This is a genomic window from Paucilactobacillus salsurae, from assembly GCF_054784995.1.
Genome location: NZ_BAAHWX010000012.1, coordinates 23,149 through 44,720, shown reverse-complemented (window position 1 = coordinate 44,720; position 21,572 = coordinate 23,149). Strand labels below are relative to the sequence as shown.

At 37.7% G+C, this 21,572-nt stretch carries 20 protein-coding genes, 1 pseudogene, 1 riboswitch and 1 other annotated feature; of the genes and pseudogenes, 8 read left to right on the top strand and 13 right to left on the bottom strand.

The annotated features are described in order from the left end of the window. Positions 1-75 precede the first annotated feature (75 nt). Positions 76-528: a hypothetical protein gene (locus ACYVQZ_RS08680; RefSeq protein ID WP_461241008.1), complete on the bottom strand. Its 453-nt coding sequence runs from the start codon at positions 526-528 to the stop codon at positions 76-78. Between the two features lie 273 nt (positions 529-801). Between ACYVQZ_RS08680 and ACYVQZ_RS08675 the strand changes: the two genes are divergently transcribed. Next, the gene (locus ACYVQZ_RS08675; RefSeq protein WP_461241007.1) at positions 802-1,530 is read left to right on the top strand and encodes a helix-turn-helix domain-containing protein; all 729 of its coding nucleotides are present in this window, start codon (positions 802-804) and stop codon (positions 1,528-1,530) included. A 102-nt stretch (positions 1,531-1,632) separates the two neighbouring features. Here the strand turns inward: ACYVQZ_RS08675 and ACYVQZ_RS08670 are convergent, their stop codons facing one another. Beyond that, on the bottom strand, positions 1,633-2,133 hold the full coding sequence (locus tag ACYVQZ_RS08670; RefSeq protein ID WP_461241006.1) for a universal stress protein: 501 nt from the start codon (positions 2,131-2,133) through the stop codon (positions 1,633-1,635). Positions 2,134-2,220: 87 nt separating this feature from the next. Beyond that, the gene (gene pepV / locus ACYVQZ_RS08665) at positions 2,221-3,621 is read right to left on the bottom strand and encodes a dipeptidase PepV (protein WP_461241005.1); all 1,401 of its coding nucleotides are present in this window, start codon (positions 3,619-3,621) and stop codon (positions 2,221-2,223) included. 134 nt (positions 3,622-3,755) lie between these two features. On the opposite strand from pepV, the gene ACYVQZ_RS08660 reads away from it, so the two are divergent. Continuing rightward, positions 3,756-4,580 carry an NAD(P)H-hydrate dehydratase gene (locus ACYVQZ_RS08660; RefSeq protein WP_461241004.1) on the top strand — a complete coding sequence of 275 codons (825 nt, stop codon included), beginning with the start codon at positions 3,756-3,758 and terminating at the stop codon, positions 4,578-4,580. Here ACYVQZ_RS08660 and ACYVQZ_RS08655 read toward each other — a convergent pair. The 3 genes from ACYVQZ_RS08655 to leuS form a co-directional block, all read right to left on the bottom strand. Then, positions 4,577-5,302, bottom strand: coding sequence for a pseudouridine synthase (locus ACYVQZ_RS08655; protein ID WP_461241003.1), 726 nt, complete (start codon positions 5,300-5,302; stop codon positions 4,577-4,579). The two genes, ACYVQZ_RS08660 and ACYVQZ_RS08655, sit on opposite strands and share 4 nt — an antisense overlap. An 11-nt stretch (positions 5,303-5,313) precedes the next feature. After that, on the bottom strand, positions 5,314-6,963 hold the full coding sequence (locus ACYVQZ_RS08650) for a putative polysaccharide biosynthesis protein (protein ID WP_461241002.1): 1,650 nt from the start codon (positions 6,961-6,963) through the stop codon (positions 5,314-5,316). A 266-nt stretch (positions 6,964-7,229) separates the two neighbouring features. After that, positions 7,230-9,650, bottom strand: a complete 2,421-nt coding sequence (gene leuS, locus ACYVQZ_RS08645) for a leucine--tRNA ligase (protein WP_461241001.1) — start codon at positions 9,648-9,650, stop codon at positions 7,230-7,232. Positions 9,651-9,729: 79 nt separating this feature from the next. Further along, positions 9,730-9,927: a binding site (T-box leader), on the bottom strand. Positions 9,928-10,025: 98 nt separating this feature from the next. Here leuS and ACYVQZ_RS08640 point away from each other — a divergent pair. Beyond that, positions 10,026-10,670 (top strand): phosphatase PAP2 family protein, encoded by a 645-nt coding sequence (locus tag ACYVQZ_RS08640; protein ID WP_461241000.1) that lies wholly within the window; start codon positions 10,026-10,028, stop codon positions 10,668-10,670. Then, positions 10,667-11,227, top strand: a complete 561-nt coding sequence (mnmM, locus tag ACYVQZ_RS08635) for a tRNA 5-(aminomethyl)-2-thiouridylate-methyltransferase MnmM (RefSeq protein ID WP_461240999.1) — start codon at positions 10,667-10,669, stop codon at positions 11,225-11,227. Before ACYVQZ_RS08640 ends, mnmM begins: the two co-directional genes overlap by 4 nt. A 59-nt stretch (positions 11,228-11,286) precedes the next feature. On the opposite strand, the gene ACYVQZ_RS08630 is transcribed toward mnmM, so the two are convergent. The 4 genes and pseudogenes from ACYVQZ_RS08630 to ACYVQZ_RS08615 all read right to left on the bottom strand — a co-directional run. Continuing rightward, the gene (locus ACYVQZ_RS08630) at positions 11,287-12,768 is read right to left on the bottom strand and encodes an MDR family MFS transporter (protein ID WP_461240998.1); all 1,482 of its coding nucleotides are present in this window, start codon (positions 12,766-12,768) and stop codon (positions 11,287-11,289) included. 91 nt (positions 12,769-12,859) lie between these two features. Next, positions 12,860-14,047: a methionine adenosyltransferase gene (metK, locus tag ACYVQZ_RS08625; RefSeq protein WP_461240997.1), complete on the bottom strand. Its 1,188-nt coding sequence runs from the start codon at positions 14,045-14,047 to the stop codon at positions 12,860-12,862. Continuing rightward, positions 14,045-14,149, bottom strand: a riboswitch (SMK box riboswitch). (Overlaps the previous gene by 3 nt.) Positions 14,150-14,237: 88 nt before the next feature. Continuing rightward, the gene (locus tag ACYVQZ_RS08620) at positions 14,238-15,209 is read right to left on the bottom strand and encodes a S1C family serine protease (RefSeq protein WP_461240996.1); all 972 of its coding nucleotides are present in this window, start codon (positions 15,207-15,209) and stop codon (positions 14,238-14,240) included. Between the two features lie 202 nt (positions 15,210-15,411). Further along, a pseudogene (locus tag ACYVQZ_RS08615) lies at positions 15,412-16,194 on the bottom strand ((S)-acetoin forming diacetyl reductase); the annotation flags it as partial. A gap of 135 nt (positions 16,195-16,329) precedes the next feature. Between ACYVQZ_RS08615 and ACYVQZ_RS08610 the strand changes: the two are divergent. Beyond that, entirely contained in the window at positions 16,330-17,058 is a 729-nt protein-coding gene (locus ACYVQZ_RS08610; protein ID WP_461240995.1) for a hypothetical protein, read from the top strand. A 30-nt stretch (positions 17,059-17,088) separates the two neighbouring features. Here ACYVQZ_RS08610 and ACYVQZ_RS08605 read toward each other — a convergent pair whose 3' ends face one another. From ACYVQZ_RS08605 to ACYVQZ_RS08595, 3 genes are all read right to left on the bottom strand, one after another. Continuing rightward, positions 17,089-17,613 carry a DNA-3-methyladenine glycosylase I gene (locus ACYVQZ_RS08605; protein ID WP_461240994.1) on the bottom strand — a complete coding sequence of 175 codons (525 nt, stop codon included), beginning with the start codon at positions 17,611-17,613 and terminating at the stop codon, positions 17,089-17,091. After that, complete coding sequence (locus tag ACYVQZ_RS08600; protein WP_461240993.1) at positions 17,600-18,580, bottom strand: asparaginase; 981 nt, start codon at positions 18,578-18,580, stop codon at positions 17,600-17,602. The genes ACYVQZ_RS08605 and ACYVQZ_RS08600 overlap by 14 nt, the downstream gene beginning before the upstream one ends. An 82-nt stretch (positions 18,581-18,662) precedes the next feature. Further along, complete coding sequence (locus tag ACYVQZ_RS08595) at positions 18,663-20,075, bottom strand: MDR family MFS transporter (RefSeq protein ID WP_461240992.1); 1,413 nt, start codon at positions 20,073-20,075, stop codon at positions 18,663-18,665. 160 nt (positions 20,076-20,235) lie between these two features. On the opposite strand from ACYVQZ_RS08595, the gene ACYVQZ_RS08590 reads away from it, so the two are divergent. From ACYVQZ_RS08590 to ACYVQZ_RS08580, 3 genes are all read left to right on the top strand, one after another. Next, a complete protein-coding gene (locus ACYVQZ_RS08590) occupies positions 20,236-20,694 on the top strand; it encodes a Fur family transcriptional regulator (RefSeq protein ID WP_461240991.1) in 459 nt (152 codons plus the stop codon). A gap of 84 nt (positions 20,695-20,778) precedes the next feature. Further along, positions 20,779-21,312, top strand: coding sequence for a VanZ family protein (locus ACYVQZ_RS08585; RefSeq protein ID WP_461240990.1), 534 nt, complete (start codon positions 20,779-20,781; stop codon positions 21,310-21,312). A gap of 45 nt (positions 21,313-21,357) precedes the next feature. Next, positions 21,358-21,528: a hypothetical protein gene (locus ACYVQZ_RS08580; protein ID WP_461240989.1), complete on the top strand. Its 171-nt coding sequence runs from the start codon at positions 21,358-21,360 to the stop codon at positions 21,526-21,528. Positions 21,529-21,572: the final 44 nt, after the last annotated feature.

Genomic DNA, 21,572 nt, shown 5'->3' with positions numbered 1-21,572 from the left:
GGTTGATGATGTTTTGTTTGAATTCTTTGTCGTAACGAGTTGGCATGTAAAAATTCCTTCCTTTTGAGAGACGATTTATTCATTATACGCTCTCTTAAAAGTTGTCTCAGGAATCAGCTTACATCCAAATGCAACCATAATTAAACTATATGATAACAACATCTTACCATTTATAATCGCATACGTTCCAATTTGTGGCAAAAAAATTGGGTATTTAAACATCAACAATCTAAAAGTAAGCGTGATACCAATAATAACAATTATAAAACTGACCATTAATTGATTATAAGTAACAATTGGATCCCTGTGGTATATCCAAATCACTCCAACTAAAAACAAAAGTAGTGTTAAATACCCAATATCATTATGAACAGTGTCTAAAAAAGCCCCAACAACAGCAATCACAGCTCCTAAAAACAGAACACTTTTTTTAAATTTTGTCCGAGAAATGATTGTAAAAATAACCACAGTTAAAAACTGATTAATCATGTCCATCCAAAAGTTGTACCATAAAATTGTACGCGTCATGTTAAAACTTCCCATCAGGTTTCCAAAAATAATTATTACAATCATAAAAATATCACAATATGATAATGCAAATTAATCAGATATTTCATCAATTTTACCTATTAACTATGGCGTTTTAATTACATTAACTATCCAATTAATCCATTACCTCACACTTTTATTATAACATTTAAAAAAATTTTTTAAATTATTTTAGGCATAAACGTAGTTAAATTTGTCATAAACGTATATAATGATATCATGTTCGTAAGATAATATAAGGTAGGGATGTAAATGTTTTTAAATTCAGTCATTAAAGAAAGGCGCAAACAAAAAGGACTTAATCAATCCGAGTTAGCCCAAGGAATCTGTACCCAAGCGACCATGAGTAATATCGAAAATAAAGGAACTGTACCATCATTGAGTACTTTAATCAATATCTGTAAACGATTAGATTTAACGTTAAATGATGTAGTTTCTGATTTTCGCACTCCGGAAAATACTGACGCAGATAGCCTAACAAAGATCGAAAGATTAATTGCCATTGGTAATATCGACGAAGCTACAAAAAAATTAACCAAGTTTTCGAACAAATTATCTCAAGATAGTGAATTGCAAAGTACCCAATATCAATTTTTAACCGGTTATCTTAGTTTAATGCATGACGATCTTGACGGTGCCATTTTCCACTTCAACTTTGTGAGCGACGGCCCACAAAAAGGTGCCTCAACCTATGCGCTAACCGCTAATATTTGTTTAGGCCAGATCTATTTTTTAAAAGAACAAATGGACCGTGCCTCGTTGTACTTTAATTCAATGTTCGATAATCTTATTAATTTTGAAGTTAATAATGAGTTAGATTTATTCTGGCTTAAGACTTGTGTTGATTATGCTTATCGTTATTTTGATGCTAATAATGATAAACAAAAAAAGAAACGTTTAATCAAACATATTACTAATAATCAGGATTATCAAATTAGCGCTAAATTTGTAAATAATTTTGCGCAATATGCAGCTGAATAATTTAAATTATTATTAAGTATAATTCCCGAAACGTTTGTTGTTTATATAAAATAAAGAAGCTCTCACTATGATAATTAGTGAAAGCTTCTTTTTGGTTTAAACTTAAATTTGAGGATATGTGGTTTTGGCTAAGTCAACTGGCTGATTATCATTATCAGTTTTAACAATTATGACATCGCATGGTGCCTCACGAATAACGAAAGTTGCTGTTGATCCCACAATCATTCGACCAATAAAGTTTAATCCTGTTGCCCCTGCAACGATCAGATCAACATTATGTTTCTTCGGATATTCAGTGGCTAAAACTACTTTTGCATTTCCGATGGATACCTCAGTATTGACCTCTTTTACCCCACTTTTTTGAGCTTTTTCTTTATATTTAGCAAGTTGTTTTTCCATTTGCTCAACTTCCTGATCATAAACATCTCTGTCTATAAACCCGAATCCGATTGTACTAGTATTTGGAAAACGCTCTCCATTAATTACACTAACCATTGATAAAGTTGCATCACTCTGTACCGCAAGATTAATTGCTTTGTCTAGCGCCATTTCTGACTGTTTAGAACCATCAATCCCAACTAAAATATTTTGATACTTACTCATCACTGTCACCTCCGGTATAATCCATGTGATTGTTCAACAAATTCCTTCCTAGTTTTATTGTAACAAGATTCTGGCAGATAAGATAGATTATTGAGCTGCTAGATCATAGATTGATTGCATATAAATAGCCATTGCACTTAACAAATCATCCACTGGTTGAAATTCATTAGCTTGGTGCATTGTATCTTGGGTATGTGGGAACAACGCTCCAAATGCAACTCCACGATCCATCATACGACCATAGGTACCACCGCCAACTACTTCTGGTTGTGCATCAGTTTCTCCAGTTTGTTCGCGGTAGGCCTTCATTAAGGTTGTTACTAATGGATCTTTTGGATCCACATAATGAGGTTCCATGTAGGTCCCAGGTACAATTTTCACGTTCATACTGGCAACCGTTTCGTTTAACTTCCCTTCAATCTCAGTTGGTGTGATTCCTTTTGGATAACGGAAATTCATGTCGACTTGCCCACCATCAAAATTAGTGAAATCCATTAAGCCAGCATTCATGGTCAGATCGCCCATCACATCATCTGTAAAGTTCAGGTCAAAATTATGCATTCGAGAATCTTGGTGCATATAACCACCAATCAACGTGAGAAAGTTTTTGGCATCCCCACCAAAGTCATACTTCATCAAAAACTGTGCGAGGTAGGTACCAGCGTTTTCACCATTTTTGGGTTCCATACCATGCGCTGCCTTCCCAACAATTTCAATTTGCATACCTTCAGTAGTTTCCTTAATTTCACCAGAAATAGGATTGTTATCTAGATAGCTAGTAAAATCATTGGCAATCTGCTGATTATTATCGGTTTCAATCACTGCAGTTGCTTCTCGCGGGACCATGTTTGGTCGCAATCCGGAATGAAACGACTTCAAAATCACTGAACCTTCATTTTGTCCTCCAAAGTTCAATTTCATTGAAATATTGCCTTTTTCCCCATTGATCAATGGAAATTCGGCATCCGGTGAAAAGCCAAATGTTGGAGCCGGTTCCACTTTAAAATACCGTTTCATCCCAGTCCAATCACTTTCTTCATCCGTCCCAACAATAAAACGCACTTTTTTATTTAATTTAACACCCATATCTTTTAACGTTTTCAGTGCGTAATAGGCTGCCATACCTGGTCCCTTATCATCAGACGCACCACGCCCATACAAGTTACCATCTTTGATTACTGGATTAAATGGATCTGTATCCCAGCCATTACCGGCGGGCATCACATCTAAATGCGCCAAAATAGCAAATGTTTCTTCACCATCACCATATTCTGCATAACCAACCAAATTATCAATGTTTTTGGTCTTAAACCCATCCTGTTGCGCCATTTCTAAAAACGCTTGTAGTGCTTGCGCAGGCATTGGGCCAAGCGGAAAATCATCAGTTGCTTGACTATCATCTCTGACACTGGCAATTTTCATCAGTGACATTAAATCTTTTAAATACTCGTCTTTTTGTTCTTGTGCTTTTGCTTTCCAATCGGTCATTATCCGTAACCTCCTACAGTTTCCTATCTTTAATGATAACATGAAATTCAATTCTATTTCAGACTAAAATCCGTGTAAATCAGTTAGCTCATGCTATACTTATACTAAATTTAAAACAATGGTAGGCAATTATTATGCAAATACTTTCAGAAGAAATTTTAAAACAAGTTATCAAAAAAAGACCAGTTGACAGTTTTAAGGGTACTTTTGGCAAAGTCGTGTTGGTTGGTGGCAATGCTAACTTCGGAGGGGCAATTATGATGGCGGCTACTGCAGCGGTATACTCAGGTGCGGGGTTAGTAACCACGGCAACTGACACCAGTAATCTTTCAAGTTTACATGCCCAGTTACCAGAAACGATGTTTGTTAATTACTACAATAAAGTTAAACTCAGTGCACTAATTACTCAGGCTAATGTGTTAGTTATTGGCCCGGGGCTCGGTGATGATTTTCATAGTCAAGAAGTGTTAGCCACTGTTCTAGCCAACACAAACGATAGCCAAACTGTGGTCATTGATGGTTCTGCTATTACTTTGATGGCAGCTAACCACACTGCAAAGCCTGCTGGAAATATCATTTATACACCTCATGAAATGGAGTGGCAACGACTTTCTGGAATTGAAATTAAAGATCAAACACCAGAAAAAAACCAGCTAATACAACGTCAATTAAAAGCAACTGTGGTTTTAAAAAAGCATCATACTGAAATATACACTTCCGAAGATGTCTATCAACTCCCCATCGGTACACCTGCACAGGCCACTGGTGGAATGGGTGATACTTTGGCGGGTATGATTGGTGGTTTTACGGCCCAATTTAAAGATACAAAAAAAGCCCTGCTAGCAGCTGTTTATAGCCACAGTGCCATTGCAGAGTCTCTGGGTAAAGCACAATATGTGGTTTTACCGCATCAAATTAGCCAGGCGTTACCCACATTTATGAAATCCTTTGAAAATTAAACTTCTGTGAAATTCACCAACTGTTTTAATTGGTGAATTTCTTTTTTTGTTAATGGTCGGTAACTGCCTACTTTCAAATTGGAGTCCATTAGATTAGCAAACTGCTCGCGATGTAAACTAAGAACCCGTTGGCCCAAGTAAGCCACCATTCGTTTAATTTGATGATACATTCCTTGTTGAATCGTTAATTTAATCACTGTTTGGTTTTCTTTTAGGTCAATAATTTTTGCATGAACAGCTTGAACATTGTCACCATTTTTCAATGTGACGCCGTTCATAAGTTTCTCTAGTTGTTCGTTAGTAATTTGCCCAGTCACTGTGGCAATATAAGTTTTGTCAACGTGTCTTTTTGGACTTAGTAATAAATGCGCCAGTTGACCTTGATTAGTAATTAACAACATACCTGTTGTGTCCTTATCTAAGCGTCCTACCGGAAACAAATCATTTCGTCTATCATTTGGCTTTAGCAACTGCATCACTGTTCGTTGCGACTCATCTTTTGTAGCAGTTAAGGTACCAACGGGTTTATTTAACAGAAAATAAAATGCTTGCTCAGCTGTCACCAACTGTTGATCTACAAACACCTGATCGTTAGTTACAACTGCTTGCCCAGCGTTAGTAATGACTTGTTGATTAATCATCACTCGTTTTTGTTTGACTAACTTTTTAATCTCTGAACGTGTGCCAAACTGTTGATCATGCAAATATTTGTCCAGTCTCATGATTATATCTCCTACTTAATTCTTAAAATACGACGGAGAAAGGCTACTCGAGGGCCTAATAACTTGTCTGCTAATCGTGAACGGAGCATAAAATAGACATAGACAAATCCACCGGCAGCAACTGCCAAAACCAAAACTATGATTGAAGTATACCGTCCACCTTTATCAATGAACAAATACATACCAAGCACAACTAATTTTGCAGTGATATAAGTGAATAATGAATAAAGTAAGATGTGATTGGTTAATGGCGCCATTTTTTTCAATGGTAACTGAAATTCATTATTAAGCGAATGGATAATTAAATAAACGACTGTTACCATAGCTAACATTGTTGAAAGCAAAGGCCCCATTCCTTTAAAAAGCCAGATAGCTGGTACCTGAAAAATAAATTTAACAATGATCCCGATGCCTAAACATTTTAGTGTCTTACCATTTTCTGAAATACCTTGCATAACAGCTGCAACAACCGTATACATTCCTAAAATAATTGACAAATAAGCTGAAAAAGCTAGAATCTGTGTTCCAGCAGCACTATATCGATAAAACAGTGTATAAATTGGTTGTGAAACTGCTGCGAGGCCTAGTGCTGCAGGCATCATCACAAAATAAAACAGCAACAGCGCATTAGAAATTTGATTCCGAATTTCATCATTATTATGAACAGCTCGTGCGGCAGCAAGTAAAGGAACTACAGTAATCGACATCGCAGAAGCTAAGGAAATTACAATCATAATCAATTTATTGGCATTAAATGAAAATAGCGCCCACAGTTCGTTAATTTGACGCATCGTAAATCCATCCATACGTGTCATAACTTTGAAAAATGTAAATTGGTCAATAATTTGGAATAAATTAATTCCTGCGCCAACGATAATAAATGGAATAGCTTGATATATAATGTCTCGAATCATTTCCCATGAAGAGACTTCAATTAAATTGTTGCTGTTATCAACCAAAATATCCATCCGCGTTTTTTCTTTGAAGTAGTGATAGCCTAAAATCATAATGCTACCTAATGCTCCAATAAACGCTGCAAATGTTGATTGAGTCACAGCATCCTGCCAACGTCCACCCATCACTTTCATAATAATGAAAGTCGCACCAAGCATGTAAACAACTCTGAACAACTGCTCGACAAACTGTGAAATTGCGGACGGTGCCATCTGCTGGTAGCCTTGAAAAAAGCCACGCGTCAAACTCATCGCAGGAATCACAAGAATTGCTAAAGTTAACGATTGTAAAACAGGGATCACACTGGTATCGCCTTGATCAAAAATAGGCGCACCAAAATACAAAATTAATGCACATACTAATCCTGTTAATCCAGAAACAAACATTCCGTGGTGGTACAGTTTGCGACTAATTCCATATTCATTTAACGCATTATATTTGGCCACTAACTTTGACATTGCAGATGGAACACCCGCAATTGCCGCAGTCAAAAATAAACTGTAAATATTATACCCTTTACTGTACAAGGCATTGGCTTGATCACTATTTGTGCCCAGCCAGGTCACCCAAGGAATAATATAAATCGCACCTAAAATACGCGAAAAGATGCTACCCGCTGTCATCCATGCGGAGCCGGTTAACATCTTCGAGCGTGAATCTTGAACAGGTGCTTGTTGTTCATTTTCACCATCGACTTGATTGTTCATTATTGTCGTTGTCCTACTTTCCGATTTTTCAACTTGTATCATTCTATCGTTATTGAGACCTTGTGGCAAGCCGTTTTTATTACCTAAAAGCAGACCAATTTTTGATTGTTTCAATCATTAAATCTTGTGGTTAAAAAGCTTAACGCTCATTTACTGAAAATCTTTACTGGATAAAAGACAAATTCAATTTTAATGAAACTTTATTAATTCAAGCATATAAAAAAGCCCGTGGAATAATCGCGAACTTTTAAATGATGTATCGATAATTAGTTAGCAACAATATTTACAATTTTGCCTGGGATCACAATTACTTTACGAATCGTTTGTCCTTCAATTGTTGCCTTAACGTGCTCTTGAGCTAAAGCTTGTTCTTGAACAGTATCTTTATCAGCATCCTTAGCAACTTTCAAATGTGCTTTCACTTTACCGTTAACTTGAACAACAATTTCAACTTCATCTTCAACCAATTGATCTGGATCATATGTTGGCCATTTTTCGTATGTCACCGTTTCACTGACATTGAATTCACTCCAAAGCTCCTCAGCTAAATGTGGCATAATTGGCGCAATCATCTTCACGAAGCCTTCCATGTATTCAACTGGTAAATCATCGACTTTATAGGCTTCGTTTACAAAGACCATCAGTTGTGAAATGCCAGTGTTGAAATGCATTCTGCTAAAATCTTCAGTGACTTTCTTAACAGTTTGATTATAAATTTTTGTCAGTTTACCATCATTAATCGTGGTGACGCGGTCACGCAGATGATTATTGTCGTCCATTAGTAACCGCCAAACACGTTGAATCCACTTGTAACTACCATGAAGTCCTTTTTCATCCCAAGGAACAGAATCCTCCAGTGGGCCCATGAACATTTCATAAAGGCGCAGTGTATCTGCACCATACTGTTCAACGATATCATCAGGATTAACCACATTACCTTTTGATTTAGACATTTTTTCGTGATTTTCACCGAGAATCATTCCTTGGTTAACCAGTTTTTGGAATGGTTCTTTAGTTGGTACAATCCCTAAATCATACAAAACTTTTTGCCAGAAACGTGCATATAGTAAATGCAAAACAGCGTGCTCAGCACCACCAACGTATAAATCGACTGGTGACCAATAGTTGAGCGCTTCTTCACTCGCAATGGCGTGGTCATTATGAGGATCCATGTAGCGCAGCCAGTACCATGACGAACCTGCCCATTGTGGCATAGTGTTTGTTTCACGTTTACCTTTTCGGCCATTTTCATCAACCACATTGACCCAATCGTCAATATTAGCTAGTGGACTTTCGCCAGTCCCTGATGGTTCAAGTTGCTTGGTTGCTGGTAAACGCAGTGGTAATTCATCTTCCGGAACAAGGGTGGTTTCACCATCTTCCCAATGAATCACTGGAATTGGTTCACCCCAATAACGTTGACGAGAAAAAATCCAATCACGGAGTCGGTAGTTGATCTTCTTTTTACCAGCACCATTTTCTTCTAACCAAGCAATGGCCTTTTCGATAGCCTCTTCTTTATGCATGCCATCTAAAAAGTCAGAATTAATGTGAACCCCATCACCAGTGAACGCTGCCTGATCGACATCGCCACCTTCAATGACTGGAACAATATCTAACCCAAATTTTTTGGCAAATTCGTAGTCACGATCATCATGAGCAGGCACGGCCATAATTGCACCAGTACCATATGAAGCAAGTACGTAATCGCCAATCCAAATGGGAACTTTGCGGCCGTTAATTGGATCAATTCCGTAAGCTCCTGTGAAAACACCTGTTTTGTCCTTATTTAAATCGGTTCGTTCTAGGTCAGAGCGACGAGAAACTTCATCTTTGTAAGCTTCAACGGCAGCTTTTTGATCTGGTGTGGTAATTTTATCAACCAGATCATGTTCTGGTGCCAATACCATGTAAGTAGCGCCAAATAGCGTATCAGGACGCGTGGTGAAAACTTCAATTTTACTTTCTGGATGACCATCCACGGCAAAAAAGACACTAGCACCTTGTGACCGACCGATCCAATTACGCTGCTGTTCCTTGATAGATTCAGGCCAATCTAAATCGTCCAAATCATCAATTAAACGATCAGCGTACGCTGTGATCTTTAATGCCCATTGACGCATTGGTACACGGTAAACCGGATAGCCTCCGCGTTCAGTCTTACCGTCAACCACTTCTTCATTTGCAACCACTGTTCCACCCATAAAGTCAGGTGCCCAGTTAACTTCAATTTCGTCTTCGTAAGCGAGACCTTTTTTATAAAGTTGCTCAAAAATCCACTGCGTCCATTTATAAAATTTCGGGTCGGTTGTGTTAATTTCGCGATCCCAATCATATGAAAAACCAAGTGACTGAATTTGATGTTTAAAGACTTTCACATTTTGAGCAGTAAAATCTTTGGGATTATGCCCAGTTTTTAAGGCATATTGTTCTGCAGGAAGACCAAATGCGTCCCAACCCATAGGGTGCAAAACATTAAATCCTTGCATCCGGCGCATTCGCGAAATCGCATCAGTGGCTGTGTAGCCTTCAGGATGCCCAACGTGTAGTCCTTGTCCTGATGGATAAGGAAACATGTCTAAAGCGTAGTATTTCGGCTTTGTTTGATCAATCTCCACCTTAAAAGTCTTATGTGTTTTCCAATAATGTTGCCATTTACGTTCAATGACGTCATGATTATAAGCCATGAATCAATCGTCTCCTCAAAATTGTATTATGTAAAATCGTTGACAGAAAACAAAAAATCCCATAGGAAATAAAACCTTCCTATAGGACGAATGAGTTCCGCGGTACCACCTAAGTTCTACGTTATCGTAGCGCTTAATTCTTAACGCGAAATCACGTTTTTACCTACTAATTTCAGCAAAAAATTCTCACGAGCGAGTTCAAAAACTAATCCACGTTTTCACCAACCACGTGGTCTCTGACAATTCGTTCTTTACTATTCTCGATCAACGATTAAATATTGCATCAATCTTAGCAAAAAAATACCTGATGAGCAAGTTTTGTCTTGCTATTATGCTACAATACTTGTCAGTAATTAAATTAGGAGTCATTAAATAATGAAACGCAATTTTAACATCAGTAAGTTTCAGCAAATCTTATTCATTTTGGCGATCGTAGCCTTTGTGAGTTTATATCATGGTGTTACAGCCAATCGCCCTTGGATTCACCAACTTGATACATTTATTATTAATCACGTTCGTGGAACATTTCCATCGTGGAAAACAGTAATCTTAACGAGGTATACAGTTTTATTTAATCCAACACCAACAGCGATTTGGATGATCATTGGGACGATATTATTAGCATTAAGACGCAAAGTACGCGCAGCTTTTTTCTTTTCACTCACCCCCGCTTTTGGATCATATGCCAATCACTTCATCAAACAAATTGTGGATCGACCGCGTCCAACTAATCACCTTTTGATGCACTATGGCGGATACAGTTTCCCCAGTGGCCATTCGATTGGCGCAATGCTTGTTTTAGGTGGACTCATTATCTTGAGTCAGTATTACTTACAATCCAAAAATTGGCGGTATTTTATTAACACGCTTCTCACATTGTTAATTATTCTAGTTGGCTACTCACGCATCTATGTTGGTGTTCACTATCCAACCGATGTATTGGCTGGATTTAGTTTAGGACTCATTATTTTAATTATCAGTGAAACACTCTTTGGCCTACACAGGAGATCAAGATCATGAACATTCAAAACGCACTTGAATACAGCCATACCCTCATTAAAACAGTCGCAGGGCCAGGACAGTCAGTCATTGATGCCACTATGGGCAACGGCAATGATACGGTTTTCTTAGCCTCGCTAGTGGGCCCCACTGGTCATGTCTATGCCTTTGATATTCAAGACACTGCTATCAAAAATACTAAAGAAAAGTTAATTTTAAGCTCACAATTAAAACAAACAACTTTGATCAAGGACGGTCACGAACACGTTGACCAATATGTCACACAAGATGTTGCAGCTGCAATTTTTAATTTGGGCTATTTACCAGGTGGTGATAAAACTGTCATTACCAACGCAACTACAACCATTACGGCCGTTCAAGCAATTATGAATCTATTACGACGTGGTGGCATTATTTGCTTGGTTGTTTACTATGGTCATCCAGGTGGACAAGACGAAAAACAAGCTGTTGAAGCTTTTGTTCAAAAATTAGACCAGCACGAGTGGACAGTTTTAAACTATTCATTTTTAAATCAAACACACACACCACCAAAATTAATTGCGTTGCAAAAACGTTAATTAATTGTTATACGCAAGATGGCGTTCTAATAAATTATTGCTATATACAAAAGCAAGCCCTAACTGGCTTGCTTTTTTTGGTCTTTTGGTTGTTTCATCAAGTTAATGATGAACGCTAATAGTATGAACACAAACCCTAAAATAAAGATATTGTGTAATCCTGAATAGTAAATTTTGCGCAAGATAGGAATTAATTGATGCGGTAACTGATGTACCGTTTGTGGGTTAATGACCTTATTCATCATTTCTTCAGTGACACCGGTATTATGATAACGCGTCATTCCATTAGCAATTGAATAATTCATGACAATTCCAAAAACTGAGATCATGATGGTCTGTGCTAGCGATCGGACCAACGTATTAAATGAGGTTGCCACACCCACAATATCGGAAGATACTAAGCTTTGTGACGTCACAGTTGTTCCAGTAATCGAAATACCAAACCCAATTCCAAATACACCTGATAAGCATAAAAAGAACCAGAATGGCGTTGTCTGTGGCAACAGAATCATCACTAATCCCGTTATAATTAATAACCCTAAACTGACTGTTAACAATTTTTTAGGTGTTGCATTCGCTAGTAATTTACCAGCAATAAATGACCCGACAACCCATAAAATTGAGCTTGGTGTAGTTGCAAAACCGGCAATCGACGCGCGTAAACCCAGTAATCCCTGTGTCCACATTGGTAAGTACACGTTAAAGGCAATCAAGTATGCTGACACCAATGCTGCAGCAATATTTTGAATGACAAAAACTCGATTTTTAAAGAGTTCGAGGAAAATGATGGGATCAGCAGCTCGTTTTTCTTGACGAATAAACAAGCTTAAAGCAACTACAAACACCACAAAACTCACACCTGCTTGAAGTAAGGACTGGCCACCTTGACTCAACAATTGGACCCCATACATTAATCCTAATAAAGACAATGTTAACCAGATAATACCCAGCCAATCCAATTTAGCATCACTGACACGTTTGGGCTCATTTAAAAAGAACCATATTAGTGCAATTGTAATTAAGCCAATGGGCACATTAATGAAAAAGACCCAATGCCAAGTGAGCTGGTCAACTATAAAACCACCTAATAATGGGGCAATCACTGAAGCAATTCCCCAGGCAGATCCATTCCACCCCATCACCTTAGCGCGTTTTTCAAAAGGATAAATATCGGCAATAATCGTAAAAGAAACTGGCATGATTGTGCCTGCACCAACACCTTGAATGGCACGCCAAATAATTAATTCATGCATGGAATGTGATAATCCAGACATGGCAGACCCAATGACAAACACAAAGAGGCCAAAAATAAACACCGGTTTACGACCAATGCGATCAGACAGCTTACCATAGATGGGCGTCGCTAATGCGTTAGTCAATAAATAGATTGAGAAGACCCAGTTCATGATGGCCACTCCTCTTAAATCACTTACAATGGTTGGCATCGCCGTTGAAACAATGGTTCCCTCCATTGCACTAATAAAAGTAGCCACAAACAGGGCGATCGTGACAATCGTCACGTTTGTTTTCTTTTTAGACATAAATTCCCCTAACTTTCACAAAAAAATACAACGAAATGAATGCCCACCCACCTCGTTGTATGAATTATTCGATTTGTTTACTATATTTAGTTTACCCTAATTCGGCCTTCAGTGCATCAACTTTATCTGTATGTTCCCATGGCAGATCAATATCAGTACGACCAAAATGACCATAGGCAGCTGTTTGTTTATAAATTGGTCGTTTTAAATCTAGCATTTCAATAATGCCAGCAGGACGTAAATCAAAAATTTTACGAACCGCTTGTGTTAATTGAGTTTCGCTGACTTTACCAGTGCCAAATGTATCAATTGAAATCGACACAGGTTGGGCCACGCCAATCGCGTAAGCTAGTTGGATTTCTACCTTATGGGCATACCCAGCAGCTACAATATTTTTGGCGATGTATCTGGCAGCATAGCTTGCAGAACGATCCACCTTTGTCGCATCCTTACCAGAAAAAGCTCCACCTCCGTGGTGAGCAGCACCACCATACGTATCGACGATTACCTTGCGACCGGTTAAGCCGGCATCCCCTTGTGGTCCACCAATGACAAAACGACCAGTTGGATTGATCAGATACTTTGTATCATCATCTAAATATTTGGCTGGAATTTCGTGCTTGATGACTTCTTCAATCACATCATGACGAATTTGATCAAGTGTCACATCTGGATCATGTTGCGTACTTAACACAACCGTGTCAATTCGTTCAGGTTGATTGTTGTCATCATATTCAACAGTCACTTCAGCTTTGGCATCTGGACGTAAATAATCTAGCGTACCATTTTTGCGCAACCAAGCAATTCGATGCATTAACTTATGACTTAAAGAAATTGGTAGTGGCATTAATTCGGGTGTTTCATCAATGGCGTAGCCAAACATTAAGCCTTGATCGCCAGCACCAATTTGATCAAATGGATCTTCATCTCCGCGACGTCGTTCAAGTGCATCGTCAACTCCTTGCGCAATGTCTGGTGATTGTTCATCGATGGCCACCATGACAGCACAAGTGTCACCGTCAAAACCAAAGGCCGAATTCGTGTAACCAATTTCCTTGATGGTTTCACGGACGACATGCTGAATATCAACATAGGCTTTAGTTGAAATCTCGCCAAATACGAGCACCAAGCCAGTTGTTACTGACGTTTCACAAGCAACACGTGCATCCGGGTCTTGTGCTAACATCGCATCTAAAATTGCATCACTAATTTGATCCGCAATTTTATCTGGATGTCCTTCTGAAACTGATTCTGATGTAAATAAATGTCTTTCTGACAAAATAAATTCCCCCATTATATTTGGAAAATTACTTTTCCTGATTGAGGTTACAAGGCTTCTTCACAGGTAGTGAATCCTATCGGGAATTGACTTATAACGATAAACATATTAGCACAATTTTCCCTGATAATTCAATGTAAAACCCCACAAAAAATGAGACAAAACCATTGTTTTGCCTCATTCATCAGTTTTAAGCTGTTATTTTATTGATAATCTCTACCACTTTGTCGCTTGGAATGGAAAAGCCCATACCCTCAACACTGGTTCCCGAATTATCTGAAGCCAGTTTCATTGAATTAATACCAATCACTTGCCCAGCCATATTAATTAACGGTCCACCAGAGTTACCGGCGTTAATTGCAGCATCAGTTTGAATAACCGTTGCTTTTCCATATGTCGTGGTAACTGATCGACTTTTTGCTGAAACAATCCCCTTCGTCACAGATGACGCATAGCTCGTTCCTAAAGGTGATCCAATCGCTAAGACTGACTGGCCCGCCTCAATATCACTTGAATTACCAAAACTGGCGACTGAAGTGACATTTTTATCACTAATTTTCAAAACTGCTAAGTCGGTCGTTTTATCAGTTCCAACCACTGTGGCATTTGCTTTTTTACCACTACTCAATTCAATTTCAACGGCAGATGAACCTGATACCACATGGTAGTTTGTCACAATATAAGCAGAGCCATTCGCCTTTTTATAAATAACACCTGAACCTTCACTAGCTGCCTGCAAATCGCTAGAATTTGAGCCACTAGAACTTGATCCTGTTGTTGTATCACCATCTGAATTTGAATCGCCTGATTGTGTATTCCCATACACATTTAATTGTGAATCTGAACTTGTACTACCATTTTGTAAATTAATCACTGAAACAACAGAACTTTTAACTTTATTATATGCCTTCGTAGCGTCACTGGAGCCAGAAGTTGAAGTCTGCTCAACAGTTGTTGTGCCGCTACTCTTTGAATTTAACGAAACTGAAGTGCCATTACTGGCAATATAGGTTTGCACCATTGTCACGCCACCATAAGTTGCCGCTCCACCTAATAAGCCTGACAGTACCGCTAGTGTAATTAATTTATTTTTTCTTCGTTTTTGTGGGGTTTTTGTTTGCCCGTTTTCATCTGTAAAATTATTTTGTTTTTGTTCAGTCATTTTTGCCATCCCCTCATTTAGTTGATAAGAATAGTGTAAATAAGACGTTTGAATTATTTATGATGTGCTTGTTACTTATTTGTATTTTATGTATTAAAAAAGTACAGTTCGGCAAGAAACTGTACTTTTCTGTGAATTTTTTGTGTGTTGATTATCGCACAAGCGATTAAAAGTAGAATATCTCTTTGGCACTCATTTAGCTCTAGCTAAATACCATACCACCATCAATTAATAGTGATTGACCAGTCATATAATCGGAATCTGGACCGGCTAAGTAAGCGACACAAGCGGCTACATCTTCTGGTTCTGACAAACGGCCTAATGCAATATCTTTTGCAAATTGGTCCATTCCCCATTCAAATGGTTTGCCAGCGTTATCGGCAACTTGTTGCGCAATATCGTTCATCATCGGTGTTTTCACAATTCCTGGGCAATAGGCATTCACTGTGATATTGAACTTGGCTAATTCCTTAGCAGTTGTTTGAGTCACACCGCGAATAGCAAATTTTGTTGCACCATAAACGGTTAAATTAGGATTACCAACTTGACCGGCTTGTGATGAGGCGTTGATTATCTTACCACCATGACCAAGTTCCTTGAATTTAGCACTGGCTGCTTGGATACCCCAAATGACACCACCCAAGTTGATTGCTAAGGTGTCATTTAAAATATCGGGTGTCACCGTTTCAATTGGTGTCGTTGGCGCCACACCTGCATTGTTGACAATCACATTGAAATCACCAAAATGGTTTGCTGCTTCATCTACTGCGGCAAATACTTGATCGCGATCAGAAACATCAGCTCCAATAGCGTATGCTTGACCACCATCTGCATTGATTTCATCAGCAACTTTTTCCACTTTAGACTTTGTTCGACCAACTAAAGCGACCTTAAAACCATCATGATGAAGGCGTTTGGCAATTGCTTCGCCAATTCCTTGTCCTGCACCGGTAATTAATGCTACTTTCTTATCTGCCATTCTCTTGCACCTCTTGTTATTTTTTTCACAATCTGTATATTAGTATAGTCCATTTAAAATGTCAACCAATCTTCAGTAATTAATTGACTACCATCTCAAAATTAATTAGGATAGTGATAATACGTTTAAAGGAGACTGCTCTTGATTAAGTCAATCGCTGCCCAATGGCGTTCCGTTAATTGGAAACTGCTCACCATTTCGGTTATTATTCAACTGATTACATGGTGGTATGTCCCCATTTCATATGCAGCTAAAATTTCTACCGCTACTTTTCAGATTGATCTAGTTTTTTTTGCGTTATACAGCTTGTTAGTAGCCGGTAGTGCACACCTAATTTTAAATTCAAATTTTAAATCCCGATTTGCCTTGTTACCCATTCTTGCGAGTTTTCTGTTTTCATTTTCTGGGGTCGTTCAAGGAAAATTGGTGGTTCTACTACTGCTATTACTTGTTCCGACATTTTTACTTGTTCTTTATTTTCCTCAGTTGGAAATGCAAAATGAATTCGGCCTTTTACTTTATGGTATTATTTTTTCAATCTGTATTCCGGCATCAATTGTTTTTTTAACAGCACATTTTCTTTCTTGGACATTTATTGCCAACCTAGGCAGTTATTGTCTATCATACTTATTTTTCTTGACGCCTGTTTTCATGCATGAAAACACTCGTAATCATAGAATTATTTCCACTGTAATAGGTAGTATATTCATTATCTGGTTGCTAATACAATCAATTTCAATAACTCACATTATGGCAATTATAATTTTAGTTGTAACTTGGTTTGTAATGCACAGTCGACCTCTTATGCAAGATAAATTCGTGAAATATTCAGCAGTTCAAGCGATTTTGATTTTATTACTTTATATTTAAAAAGATGACCTGAAAATCCAGGTCATCTTTTTAAATTCTCGCATTAACAACGCCCACAGCCAGTAGAAACGAAAAAACTGTGACGGGACCAACAAAATTAAATCCATCTTTTTTCATCTGCTTAGAAACACGTTTTGATAACTCAGTTTGTGCTGGCAAGTCTTCACTGAACGGCATTTTAATAACTTCTCCATCAGTAATTGACCATACATAATCTGTAAAGCTTTTTGAAAGTTGTTGAATAGCTTTGGCATTATTCACTGTGGCATTCAATTTTCGCTGATTACGAATAATTGCTTTATTACTTAATAACGTTGAAATTTGCTCATCACTCATCTGCGCTACTTTATTAATATCATAATCATAAAATGCCTGTCGAAATGCCATTCTTTTTTTTAATACAGTCAACCAGCTTAACCCCGCCTGATAGGTTTCTAATGATAACATTTCAAATAATTTTTGATCTTCTTTTACAGGTAATCCCCACTCATCGTCGTAATAATGCTGCATCAATTCATTCTGGTTGGCCCACTCAGGTCGTTTAATTTGTGTCATGATTATCATCCTCAAAATACGCTTGCAATTCTGATCCACTTAATCCGCTGCTTAATCCAACTTGCAACTTGATCATTGCTTTTTGACCACTCAATGCACCTGCAAATATTAATCCCGCTTCAGCTAATTGCTGACCACCACCATCGTAACCATAAATTGGCGCCACAACTCCAGCCATCGTTCGAGATGTTAATACCATTGGAATATGATGCTCATGTAATGATTCAATCACGGGCATCAATTTAGCTGGTAAATTACCTGCGCCAAATGCTTCAATAACAATACCGTTAGTCTGATCTGAATCTAACATTCTCAGTAACGTATCATCCATGCCAGCATACGCTTTCACCAAATATAAATGATCAACTAGATGATCTAATTTTCTTTTTGAAGCAGTTGATTGCTGAACAAAATACGTCACCTGTCCATGGTTAACTTCACCAATCATTCCCGTTTGAGGTGCCTGAAAAGTTGCTAAGTTAGTCGTATGCGTCTTAGTCACGTACTTTGCTGCAAAAATTTGACTATTCAAAACAACTACAACCCCTTGTGATGCGGTTTTCTTGTCTGCACTTACGCTAATGGCATCCTTAATGTTAATCAGTGCATCTGTTCCAAGTTGATCTGTAGACCGCATCGCTCCAGTAACCACAACTGCTATTTTTTCAGTTACTGTGCAATCTAAAAAATAGGCGGTTTCTTCTAAAGTATCAGTGCCATGAGTGACAACAATCCCATCAAATTCATTTGCTCGCTGATCAATTAACTGACTTAATTCCAGCATTTTTTCAGTATCCATTGACGGCGACGAAACGTTAAATAATGTTTTCTGTGTAATTTCCACATCACCCTCACGTCCTGATACTTGTTCCAGTAACGGATTGTGTTGATTTTTAGAAATGACACCTTGTTCGTTTTCTTGCATGGAGATTGTCCCACCGGTATGGATCATTAAAATTTTATGCATATTATCCTCCGTCACAATGTATTCGTTCTCCATTGTCTAAGTACGGAAGTAGTTTGTCAATTCACACAAGAATAACTTTACTTTATGACACCTTTTTTTGATTATTTTTCAAGCAAATTGCCATTAGTAATCCAAGACATTCAATACCAAGCATCATAAAAAATGTTGTTTTAAAAGCACCAATCTGTGCTTGATGCTGTGCCATGCCAACACTAACATTATGTTGTGTTTGTGCTGTTAAAACTAAAGTGGCAATGGCGACACCGACGGATCCTAGAACTTGACGGAACGTGGTTGTGACTGCAGTACCATGGGGCACTAATTTGGTTGGCAGTGAATTGGCACCTAAAGTAACTGCTGGCATCATGACAAAAGCATTGCCACCTTCAATAATCATGGTAAAAAAGATCGCCAACCATATATTTAAATGTGTGGCTAATAATGAAACACATAACCAACCCAAGACAATTAAACTCATCCCCGTTAACATCACTTTACGAAAACCAAATTGATCTGCTAACTTGCCAGTCAATGGGTTCAAAATACTGAGTAACACCGCGCCTGGGACTAATGACATTCCTGAAATAAATGGAGAGACATGTAAAACTTGTTGGTAGTACAGCGGAAATAAAATTGTCACCACAATTAATGCCACATATGAAATACCGGTTAACAAAACTGATAAATCAAAATTAATCGTCCGCAAAACATTTAATTCTAGTAGCGGTGTTTTTGATCTAAATTGACGAATCACAAACCACGTCATTGCCAAAAAACTAATAATCAAAATCAGCCAATTTACTTGCCAATTTGTATTGGCTTTGCCGATTTGATTGATGACATATAAAATGCCAATTAGTCCAAATGACAGAATTACGGACCAAAAGTCTAAACTAGATTTATTTTTGGGCATGACATTTTTAATAAACTGGGTAGATAGTGCTAACACCAGTGTAATAACGATCATAAAGACAATAAATAGTCCTTGCCAAGAAAAATAATTTAACACAATTCCAGAAATAATCGGACCACAAGCTAATGCTGAACCCATGACTAGTCCGGCAATTCCCATTGTCGTTGCACGCTTTTGTTTGTCAGTAATACTTAATAAAACTGACTGAAATGAAGGAAATAGCACACCGACAGCAACAGCTTCCAATGCACGGCCAATCATCATCAACCAAAAATTCGGAGCGACAACAATAATTAATGTCCCAATATCAAACAAAAGTAAGATACCCATAAACAGTGGCTTAAAGTTGACGTTATTCAACAGCCAAGGACTCAGCGGCATCGTGACACTCATAATCAACATAAATCCTGTAGTTAACCATTGAATCGTTGAGGCAGAAACACCAAAATAATTCATTAAAGTTGGATAAGCCGTTGACAGTGAAGACTGGCTAATCGACATCGTAAAAGTCCCCGCCAACAGTGTTATCACAAACAACGTATAATTATAATTGTTTCTCTTTTGACCAATATTCTCTTTCAAAATTGCCACTCCTATATTAGAATCATTATTAATTAATCTAATATTTATTTTAGTCTACCAAACACAATTTTCAAGGTTTACTTTAGAATAAGTAAATTAATTTGGCAGATTTTCATTTTGGTGGTTTAATATAGTAAATAGTAAAAAAGGAGTTTTTGTGATGGCAAATAATGAGTATTCAAATGCGTTGGCCCAATTGCGTTCAGAAAAAGTAAGATTGACCCCTCAACGCAAAGTTATTTTGCAATATCTCATATCGCATCATACCCATCCGAGTGCTGAAATGGTTTTTTCGGCCCTAAAAGAAAATGTTGATAACCTGAGTGTGGCAACTGTATACAATACGTTAAAACTATTTGTGGATCACGGCCTAGTGATCGAATTAAAAAATGGTGACGGCAGTACCCATTTTGATTATTTTGGTCATCCTCACTACCATATTGTGTGTGATAATTGTGGCAAAATTACTGACGTCTTTGATGATGAGTTTACAAACATCAGTGAACACATGGCAAAAACGGCTACGCAGAAAACAAATTATTTGGTCACTGGTAATCAGATGGAACTTCATGGTATCTGTCCCGAATGTCAAAAAAAATTACATTTAGATCGTCTTTAATCTTTATAAATAAAACAGCCTAATGGCTGTTTTTCTTTTTTTATTTTGGTATGATATTACAGAACAAAGGGAGTATTTTACAATATGAAAATTTGGATTCCATTTATTTTGATTGCTTTTGCCATGATTTGTCTCTTGATTAACTTAGTCTTACGACATCACGACACGATCTGGCAAAAAATCACGCTGCTTTCGGCATGGATTTATGCGTTCTTCATTTGTCGTATTTGTTTTGCCCCAGAACCGTTTTATTTTATCCCCACGCATAATATTCATTATTTTTGGGTACACGGCATGATTGTTAACCTAATCCCATTCCAAGATTTGAGTATTGCCTTTTGGTTGAATATTGTCATGACCATTCCGGCTGGCATTTTCTATGCCCTCATCTTCCATCCAAAAAGTGTCAAATCAGTTCTTGGCTTATCCTTAGCTACTGGACTAATGATTGAAACCACGCAATTTATCATCAACTGGTTTGTCAACTTAGGCCGCTGGGTTGAAGTTGATGATTTAATCACTAATGCGATTGGTGTGTTGATTGGACTAGGTGTAGTCTATTTGTTAAACCAAACAAAACTACGCAATCTCATTAAAAAGCTAGAAATTGCTTTGTGATTATTGCAATATTTGCTACACTGAATGAACGAGGTGAATGACTAAATGATTACAAACGAAGAACGTGCTCATCAAATTGCGTTAGCTCTGACTACTGCTAATGCAAAAGATGCCAAGCCAATCGAGGCTTACCATACGTACGTCAATTACTTACTACCCATTTTAAAAGAAATCGACAAAGATTTCCCAAATGGCATTAAAGAACACCTGGAATAATTTAATTTCATTTTGAAAAATAAATCGTGATTAACAACTTTTGC